The organism is Phenylobacterium sp., from assembly GCF_004799395.1.
In the GTDB taxonomy this organism is placed as follows: domain Bacteria; phylum Pseudomonadota; class Alphaproteobacteria; order Caulobacterales; family Caulobacteraceae; genus Phenylobacterium.
Genome location: NZ_SSMZ01000052.1, coordinates 19,584 through 27,959 on the forward strand (window position 1 = coordinate 19,584; position 8,376 = coordinate 27,959).

At 69.0% G+C, this 8,376-nt stretch carries 8 protein-coding genes; 5 read left to right on the forward strand and 3 right to left on the reverse strand.

Features of this window, described 5'->3' with window-relative positions:
* Positions 1–116 precede the first annotated feature (116 nt).
* The 3 genes from ileS to E8A12_RS03630 all read left to right on the forward strand — a co-directional run bounded on the left by ileS (position 117) and on the right by E8A12_RS03630 (position 4,195).
* On the forward strand, positions 117–3,032 hold the full coding sequence (gene ileS / locus E8A12_RS03620) for an isoleucine--tRNA ligase (RefSeq protein ID WP_293366392.1): 2,916 nt from the start codon (positions 117–119) through the stop codon (positions 3,030–3,032).
* A 1-nt stretch (position 3,033) separates the two neighbouring features.
* The gene (lspA, locus tag E8A12_RS03625; RefSeq protein ID WP_293366393.1) at positions 3,034–3,558 is read left to right on the forward strand and encodes a signal peptidase II; all 525 of its coding nucleotides are present in this window, start codon (positions 3,034–3,036) and stop codon (positions 3,556–3,558) included.
* Between the two features lie 79 nt (positions 3,559–3,637).
* The gene (locus tag E8A12_RS03630; RefSeq protein WP_293366394.1) at positions 3,638–4,195 is read left to right on the forward strand and encodes a DUF3035 domain-containing protein; all 558 of its coding nucleotides are present in this window, start codon (positions 3,638–3,640) and stop codon (positions 4,193–4,195) included.
* 7 nt (positions 4,196–4,202) lie between these two features.
* Here E8A12_RS03630 and E8A12_RS03635 read toward each other — a convergent pair whose 3' ends face one another.
* Both E8A12_RS03635 and E8A12_RS03640 read right to left on the reverse strand, forming a co-directional pair.
* Positions 4,203–4,418 carry a helix-turn-helix transcriptional regulator gene (locus E8A12_RS03635; protein ID WP_293366395.1) on the reverse strand — a complete coding sequence of 72 codons (216 nt, stop codon included), beginning with the start codon at positions 4,416–4,418 and terminating at the stop codon, positions 4,203–4,205.
* 2 nt (positions 4,419–4,420) lie between these two features.
* Entirely contained in the window at positions 4,421–4,837 is a 417-nt protein-coding gene (locus E8A12_RS03640; protein ID WP_293366396.1) for a hypothetical protein, read from the reverse strand.
* Between the two features lie 149 nt (positions 4,838–4,986).
* On the opposite strand from E8A12_RS03640, the gene E8A12_RS03645 reads away from it, so the two are divergent.
* The gene (locus E8A12_RS03645; RefSeq protein WP_293366397.1) at positions 4,987–5,397 is read left to right on the forward strand and encodes a hypothetical protein; all 411 of its coding nucleotides are present in this window, start codon (positions 4,987–4,989) and stop codon (positions 5,395–5,397) included.
* A gap of 2 nt (positions 5,398–5,399) precedes the next feature.
* Here the strand turns inward: E8A12_RS03645 and E8A12_RS03650 are convergent, their stop codons facing one another.
* Positions 5,400–6,368 carry a TraB/GumN family protein gene (locus E8A12_RS03650; RefSeq protein WP_293366398.1) on the reverse strand — a complete coding sequence of 323 codons (969 nt, stop codon included), beginning with the start codon at positions 6,366–6,368 and terminating at the stop codon, positions 5,400–5,402.
* A 55-nt stretch (positions 6,369–6,423) separates the two neighbouring features.
* On the opposite strand from E8A12_RS03650, the gene mutL reads away from it, so the two are divergent.
* Positions 6,424–8,277, forward strand: coding sequence for a DNA mismatch repair endonuclease MutL (gene mutL / locus E8A12_RS03655; RefSeq protein WP_293366399.1), 1,854 nt, complete (start codon positions 6,424–6,426; stop codon positions 8,275–8,277).
* Positions 8,278–8,376 lie beyond the last annotated feature (99 nt).

Sequence of the window (8,376 nt, forward strand, 5' to 3'; positions counted from 1 at the left end):
GGTCCGGAAGAGCTCGCGAATTACCCGCCCGGCGTGACGCCGGACGGACGCCGTCTGCGCGCGTCGGGATATCCCCCGCGACCTCAATTCACCTCCGGACACCGCTGGAAAGTTCCATGGCCGACGACGCCACCCCATCGCGCGACTATCGCGAAACCGTCTTCCTCCCCGACACGCCCTTCCCCATGCGCGCAGGTCTGCCACAGAAGGAGCCGCAGATCCTGGCGGGGTGGGCGCAGGCCGACCTCTACAACGCCATGCGCAAGGCCCGGCAGCATGCCGGCGCTCCGCTCTATGTGCTGCACGACGGACCGCCCTACGCCAACGGTGCGATCCACATCGGCCACGCCCTGCAAAAGACGCTGAAGGACTTCGTGGTCCGTTCGCGGTTCCTGCTGGGCTTTGATGTCGACTACGTCCCCGGCTGGGACTGCCATGGCCTGCCGATCGAATGGAAGATCGAGGAGGAGCTGCGCGCCCAGGGCCGGCGCAAGGACGAGGTCTCCAAGGCCGAGTTCCGCACCCGCTGCCGCGAGTACGCGGCCAAGTGGATCGGCGTCCAGATGGAGGGCTTCAAGCGCCTGGGGGTGATCGGCGACTGGGCCCACCGCTACGCCACCATGGACTATGGCTCGGAAGCCGCCATCGTCGCGGAATTCCATAAGTTCGTGATGTCCGGCCAGCTCTACCGCGGTTCGAAGCCGGTGATGTGGAGCCCCGTGGAGCGCACGGCCTTGGCCGACGCCGAGGTCGAGTACCACGACCACGTCTCGCCCACGATCTGGGTGAAGTTCCCGGTGGTGGAAGGCTCCAACGCCGCGGCCAACGCCTCGGTGGTGATCTGGACGACGACGCCCTGGACGATCCCCGCCAACCGAGCGGTCAGCTACAATCCCGATATCGACTATGCGGTCTTCCAGGTCGACGCCATGGAGACGGGGCTGGAGTTCGAGCCGTGGGCCAAGGCTGGCGACCGGCTGATCGTGGCCGAGAAGCTGGCCGCCGAGGTCATGGCCGCCGCCAAGGTCGCCAAGTTCCGAAAGGTCGAGAAGGTCGAGCCCGAGGGCATGGTGCTGAGCCATCCGCTGGCGGCGCTGGATGGGGGATACGGCTTCCAGGTGCCGATGCTGGCCGGCGATCACGTCACCGAGGATGCGGGCACGGGCTTCGTCCACACCGCCCCGGGCCACGGCGCCGACGACTATGCCGTCTGGCTGGCCCACGGCCATCGCGAGATCCCCGAAACCGTCGATCCGGACGGCGCCTACTATCCGGGCGTGCCGTTGTTCGCCGGCCTGAAGGTGCTGGAGACCGAGGGCAAGAAGGCCGGCAAGTTCGGCCCGGCCAACGCAGCGGTGATGGAAAGGCTGGTCGAGGCCGGCGGCCTGCTGGCCCGTGGCCGGGTCGAGCACTCCTATCCGCACTCGTGGCGCTCCAAGGCGCCGGTGATCTTCCGCAACACGCCCCAGTGGTTCATCCGCATGGACGAGCCCTTGGAGGACGCCGCGCACAACGGCCGCACCCTGCGCGAGACGGCGCTGGAATCCATCGAGGCCACCGCCTTCTATCCGGCAGCCGGCCAGAACCGCATCCGCGCCATGGTCGAGAGCCGCCCCGACTGGCTGATCAGCCGACAGCGCGCCTGGGGCTCGCCGCTCGCCATGTTCGTCGACAAGGAAACCGGCCAGCCGCTGCACGACCCGGCCGTCAACGCCCGCATCATCCAGCTGATCGAGGCCGAGGGCGCGGACGCCTGGTTTACCCGGCCGATGTCCGATTTCCTGGGCCAGCACGATCCGGAACGCTTCGAAAAGGTCGAGGACATCCTCGACGTCTGGTTCGATTCCGGCTCGACCCACGCTTTCACGCTCGAGAACCGCCCGCATACCCACTGGCCGGCCGATCTCTACCTGGAAGGCTCCGACCAGCACCGCGGCTGGTTCCAGTCGTCCTTGCTGGAAAGCTCCGGCACCCGCGGCCGCGCGCCCTACGACGCCATCCTCACCCACGGCTTCACCATGGACGAGAACGGCGAGAAGATGTCGAAGTCCAAGGGCAACGTGGTCGACCCCGAGCAGGTCATCCGCGAATCCGGGGCGGAAATCATCCGGCTATGGGCCGCGATGATCGACTATTCAGACGACAGCCGGATCGGCAAGACCGTCCTGCAGACGACCTCTGATGCCTATCGCAAGCTGCGAAACACCATCCGTTACCTGCTGGGCGCGCTCGCCGACTATTCGCCGGACGAGGCGGTCGAGCTGGAGGAGATGCCGCCGCTGGAGCGCTTCATCCTGCACCGGCTGTGGGAGCTGGATGGCCAGGTGCGCGCCGCCTACGAGGGCTACCTGTTCCAGGATGTGATCCGGCCGATCACCGAATTCTGCCAGACCGAGCTTTCGGCCCTGTTCTTCGACATCCGCAGGGACGCCCTCTACTGCGACCGGCCGGATTCGGTGCGCCGCCGCGCGGCGCGCACTGTGATGCAGGCGGCCTTCTCGCGGCTGACGGCTTGGCTCAGCCCGCTCATCCCCTTCACCATGGAAGAAGCCTGGACCACCCGCTATCCGGACGCCGGCTCAAACTGCCTGCGGACCATCCCGGACACGCCGGCGGATTGGAAGAACGAGGCCGAGGCCGTGCGCTGGGCCAAGGTGCAGGCGGTGACGTCTGCGGTCACCGGCGCCCTCGAAGTTGAACGGCGCGAGAAGCGGCTGGGCGCCGCGCTGGAGGCCGCGCCTAAGGTCTACATCGCCGACCCCGATCTGCTGGCCGCCTTCGAAGGCCTGGATGCGGCCGAGGTGTTTCGCACCAGCCAGGCGACGCTGGTCGCCGGCGAGGGTCCGGCGGGAGCTTTCCGCATTTCAGAGGTCAAGGGCGTCACCGTCGAGTCGCTTCGCGCCGAAGGCCGCAAATGCGCCCGATCCTGGCGTATCCTGCCCGAGGTGGGCTCTGACCCGCGCTATCCGGACCTTTCCCTGCGCGACGCCGACGCCGTGGCCGCGTGGGACGCAACCCACGGCAGGGCCTGACATGCGGCAAGTCTCGAAGCTCGGCTGGATCGCCTTGCTGCTGGCCGGCGCTGTCGTCGTGCTCGACCAGGCGGCGAAGTACTGGATCCTGTCGGTGCTGGGCCTGGCCGAAGGGCAGAGCGTGCCGTTCCTGGGGCCGATCGCGCTCACCCACATCTGGAACCCCGGCGTGAGCTTCGGTTTCCTGCAATCCCGCCACGACCTGGCGCGCTGGCTGCTGACGCTTTTCTCGGCGCTGGTCGCGCTCTTCCTGGCGAGTTGGGTGCGCAAGACAGAGCGGCCGCTGTTCGCCGTGGCGGTGGGTCTGGTGATGGGCGGAGCGGTCGGCAACGCCGTCGACCGGGTGCGCCTGGGCCAGGTCGCCGACTTCATCGACGCCACCCGGCTCTACTTCCCCTGGATCTTCAATGTGGCCGACTCTGCGATCAGCGTGGGCATCTGCCTGCTCTTGATCGACATGCTGCGTCAGGACAGCCGCGAGCGCGCCGCCAAGGCGGCTGTGGGCTCCGGCGGGGATGCGGCCTGATGCAGCGTTGGCGGGACCGTCAGTTTGCGCTATCCACTCTCCCTTCGAGGCCGGGGGCGGTCCTAGGAGTGGGTTTTTCATGAGCGTCAACCGAGTGATCGTTGCGACGGCCCTGATCGCGGCGACCGGACTCGCGGGTTGCGTGTCGACGCGCAGTGCGCTCGGCATGGACAAGGTCACCCCCGACGAGTTCCGTGTGGTCACCAAGGCCCCGCTGGTGGTGCCGCCCGACTTCGCGCTGCGCCCGCCGGCGCCCGGCAAGCCGCGGCCGCAGGAACTGCAGCCGGAAAGCGCAGCGCGCACCGCCCTTCTGGGCGCCCGTGAGGGCGAGGCCCGGTCCGAGGGCGAAAAGATGCTGGTGGCCAAGGCCGGCGCTGACAAGGCCGATCCCCTGATCCGCTATGTGGTCGACGACGAGTTCGGCGACGTGGCGCACAAGGAAAAGAGCTTCGCCGACAAGGTGATGTTCTGGCGCGCCGACAAGACGCCGGCGACTACGCCGCAGCCCGTGGGCGACGGCACGGCGCCGATCGACCCGACCGCCGAGGCCGAGCGGATCTCCAAGCTGACCGGCGGCAAGGCGATCGTCATCGCCCGCGATGCGCCGGACAAGAAAATTAAGCTGCCGGGGCTCTAGGCCCGCTTCACCCGATCCACTGGAACACCTCATCCAGGCCCACGCCGAAGACGTGGGCGATGCGGAAGGCCGCCTCCAGGGAGGGCGAGTATTTGCCGGCCTCGATGGCGGCCACGGTCTGGCGGGTCATGCCGATCTTCTCGGCCAGGTCCGACTGGGTCATTTCGCCGTGCTCGAAGCGCAGGCGGCGGATCTGGTTGGCGATGGGCAGGCCGGGCGTCACGCTCAGAAACCGCGCCGGAACATGACGATCTCGGCCCCGGCCACGGCCAGGGTGGTGAGGACGACGCCCAGCAGGGCGAAGTTGGCGATCTGGATCGCGCTGTGCCCGAAGTGCACGGGCAGGAACAGCGACAGCGAGAAGCCCATCAGCACATAGTAGCCCAGGCCGCGCGCCCGGTGCTGGATCAGGACTTCGCGCTCATCGGCCGGCGCGCGGCCATCTTTCGGCGTCGTGGCCGAGGCGATCCTGTTCAGCGCAATCTGCAGGATGACCAGCACGGCGGCGCAGGCGAGCAGCAGGTGCATCGCCCCAAGCCCCTCGCCGCTGACCCAGCCGGTGACGATCGCGCCGAAATAGGCCCCGAAGCACAGCAGCACCGTCACCAGCGTGATCCAGGCGGACTTCTCACGGAACGACATCGCGCGGCCTCGTGCAAAATATCCTAGACACGATGTATAAGATATTTTACATTATGTCAGAGTTTCTTGGCATGACGTAGCAGCCCGGCGATGCGGCGACAACCGCTTCACGGATCGCAGAGGCATGCCGCAGCCTGGAGCGCACCCGAATGATCCATCGCCAACTTACTGGCCTCGTCGCCGTCGGCGCAGTCGCCGTGCTCGCCTTTGCCGCCCCGGCTCGGGCGCAGCACCCAGCCCTTCCCGCGGGGCATCCCACCACCGCCCACATGCAGGGCAATGACGAGCAGGCCTGGATCAATGATCCGCACATGCACGCCTTCTACGACACGACGCGGGCGGCCTTCGCCCAGGGCCCGGACAAGGTCGACGTGGCCGGCTATGAACAGAAGTGCTTCGCCATCTTCCGCGCCTTCGGGCCGACCATGCACATGACCCCTGAGGGCATGGTGGACCATCTGAAGCTGATCCCGCGCCAGGTGGTGCAGATCGTGAAGGAGGATCCGCACGTCCTCGACAATTACGACAACTTCGTCGCCGCCACCTTCGGCCCGCGCTAGGCCTATTGCGCCTCTTCGCCGGGCGTGGTGACCGCGTAGCCCTTGGCCCGCAGCTGATCGAGTACGCCGCCCTGCGCCAGCAACGGCCGCAGGGGCACGACGGCGATGGCGTGGCCGGGCGTCTTCAGCGCCTGTTCGATTGCGGCCACCTGGTCGGCCTTGACCGCGGCGTCGAAGCGTTGCGCGCCCGGCACGACGGCGATGCAGCGTTCGTAGGTGCGCTCGTTCGCCAGGGCGCCGCGAACGTCGCCCTGGGCCCAGGCGCGGGCCGCCGCCTGCGTGACGCCCGGACCGGCTTCGGCCTGGGCGAGCACCTCGTCGAAACAGGCCATACCCTCGGCCTGCGACGTGCGAATGATCGCGCCCATGAGCGGGCCGAGATCGTAGCTCCGCTGCGAGACCGGCACGCGGGCGTTGTGGGCCAGGAGCTTGATAAGCTTCGTGGGGTCGGCCGTCGTCAGGCTGGTCTTTTCCCGATAGTCCGTGGCCAGCACCAGGCCGGCGGCCAGGGGGTTTCGCGTCGAATAGTGGTCGGCCGGCTCGCCCAGGCGTGAGCGAACCGCGAGGAAGCGCTCGCGCCGGCCTGGGTCCAGCGTCGCTTCGAACGGGCCGCCCCCGCGCAGGCGAATGAAGTTGAAGGCCGCGCCGATGACGCCGGTGAACTTCACCCGCACGTCCTGGAACGGCAGGATCACCTCGTTCGCCCCCGCCAGTCGTCGGTCGAAGACGCCGCGATCCCAGGCCATCCGCTTGGGGGCCAACGACGGCGCGCCCAGCACATAGACGGTGGTCTTGCCGTTGGAGACCGTCCACCAGGCGGGACCCGGGAGGCGGGCGGTGACCACCAACTCCTCGACCAGCACCGCATCGGGATCATTGGGGTCGGGCCGCGCGGCGGTCTGTGGCGCCTGGCTCCATGCCGGGGAGGCAAGCGCCAGGCCGGCGGCGAAACCCCCCAAGGCCAATCGCATCCACGCCCGCTGCCGCGGAATCGTCCTATATTGGGGACCTGCCGAAAGCTTCACCATGCCGATCCGTCGCCTGCCGCCTGAAACCGTCAACCGTATCGCCGCCGGCGAGGTGGTGGAACGCCCGGCCAGCGCGGTCAAGGAGCTGGTGGAAAACGCCCTCGACGCGGGCGCGACGCGGGTCGAGGTCCAGGCCGACGGCGGGGGCCTCACACGCATCCTGGTGGCCGACGATGGCCAAGGCCTGACCGCCGCCGAACTGCCCCTGGCCATCGAGCGGCACGCCACCTCCAAGCTCGTCCCCGACGACGCCGGCGACTACGACCTGCTGCACATCGCCACTCTGGGCTTCCGCGGCGAGGCCCTGCCGTCGATCGGCTCGGTGGCGCGACTGTCTATCTCCAGCCGTGCGCGCGGCGCGGCGGAGGCGCACGCCATCCTGGTCGAGGCGGGCGCGGTGGGACCAGTGTCGCCTGCCGCTTTCCCGGATCCGCACGGCGCCCGGGTCGAGGTTCGCGATCTCTTCTACGCCACGCCGGCTCGGCTGAAGTTCATGAAGTCGGAGCGCTCCGAGGCCATGGCCATCGCCGAGGAGATCAAGCGCCAGGCCATGGCTCATGAGGCGGTGAGCTTCGCCCTGGACCTGGACGGCCGCCGCACGATCCGCCTGCCCGCCGAGGCCAAGGGGCCGCTGGGGCGCCTGGCGCGCCTCTCGGCGATCATGGGCCACGAGTTCTCCGACAATGCGCTGGCGCTGGATCACGAGCGCGAGGGCGTGCGCCTGTCGGGCTTCGCCGGCCTACCGACCTACAACCGCGGCAACGCCGCGCATCAGTACCTGTTCGTCAACGGCCGCCCGGTCCGCGACCGACTGTTGCAGGGAGCCTTGCGCGCGGCCTACGCCGACTTCCTGGCCCGCGACCGCCATCCGCTGGCGGCGCTCTATGTGGAACTCGACACGGCCTACGTGGACGTGAACGTCCACCCGGCGAAGGCGGAGGTGCGGTTCCGCGATCCGGGCCTGGTGCGCGGTCTGATCATCGGCGGCCTGCGCCATGCGCTCGCCGCCGCCGGCCATCGCGCTTCGACCACTGTCGCCAGCGCCGCGCTCGGCGGTTTTCGGCCCGGCGGCGGGTGGACGCCGGCGCCGTCAGCCGCCGGCTATTCGGCTTGGCGGCAGGGCGGCTGGCAGTCGTCGGGGCCGGGTGGCGCCCTGGCCGCCGCGATCCAGTCGATCCCCGGCCTCACAGAGGTTTCCGCGCGCGCCGAGCCCGAGTGGGAGCCCGGCCTCGCCGAGGACTCCGCGCCGGCGCCGGTCTTCGATCCCGTCGACTATCCGCTCGGCGCCGCGAGGGCCCAGGTTCACGAGACCTACATCGTCGCCCAGACCCGCGACGGGGTGGTGATCGTCGATCAGCACGCCGCCCACGAGCGCCTGGTCTATGAGCGGATGAAGACCGAGATGGCCGACGGCGGTGTCGCCCGCCAGGTGCTGCTGCTGCCCGAGGTTGTGGAACTCGATCCCGCCGAGGCCGACCGGGTGGCGGCCAAGGCCGACGAACTGGCGGCGCTCGGCCTGATGCTGGAGCCCTTCGGCCCCGGCGCGGTGCTGGTGCGCGAAGTCCCGGCCCTGCTCGGCGAGACCGATGTCCCGGGCCTGGTCCGCGACATCGCCGACGACCTGGCCGAGAACGGCCAGGCGCTGGCGCTGAAGGAACGGCTGGCGGATGTCTGCTCGACCATGGCCTGCCACGGCTCGGTCCGAGCCGGCCGCCGGCTGAGCGCGCCAGAGATGAACGCTCTGCTTCGCCAGATGGAGGCCACGCCGCATTCCGGCCAGTGCAACCACGGCCGGCCCACCTACGTCGAACTCAAGCTGGCTGATATCGAGCGCCTGTTCGGCCGACGCTAGCGGAAGATGCCGCCTCCTCTGAGGAAGGGGAGGCGGCACAGCGCTCAGCCGAGCTCCCGCTCCGCGAAGCTCTTCATGCCCGCGGCCATGTACTCCGCG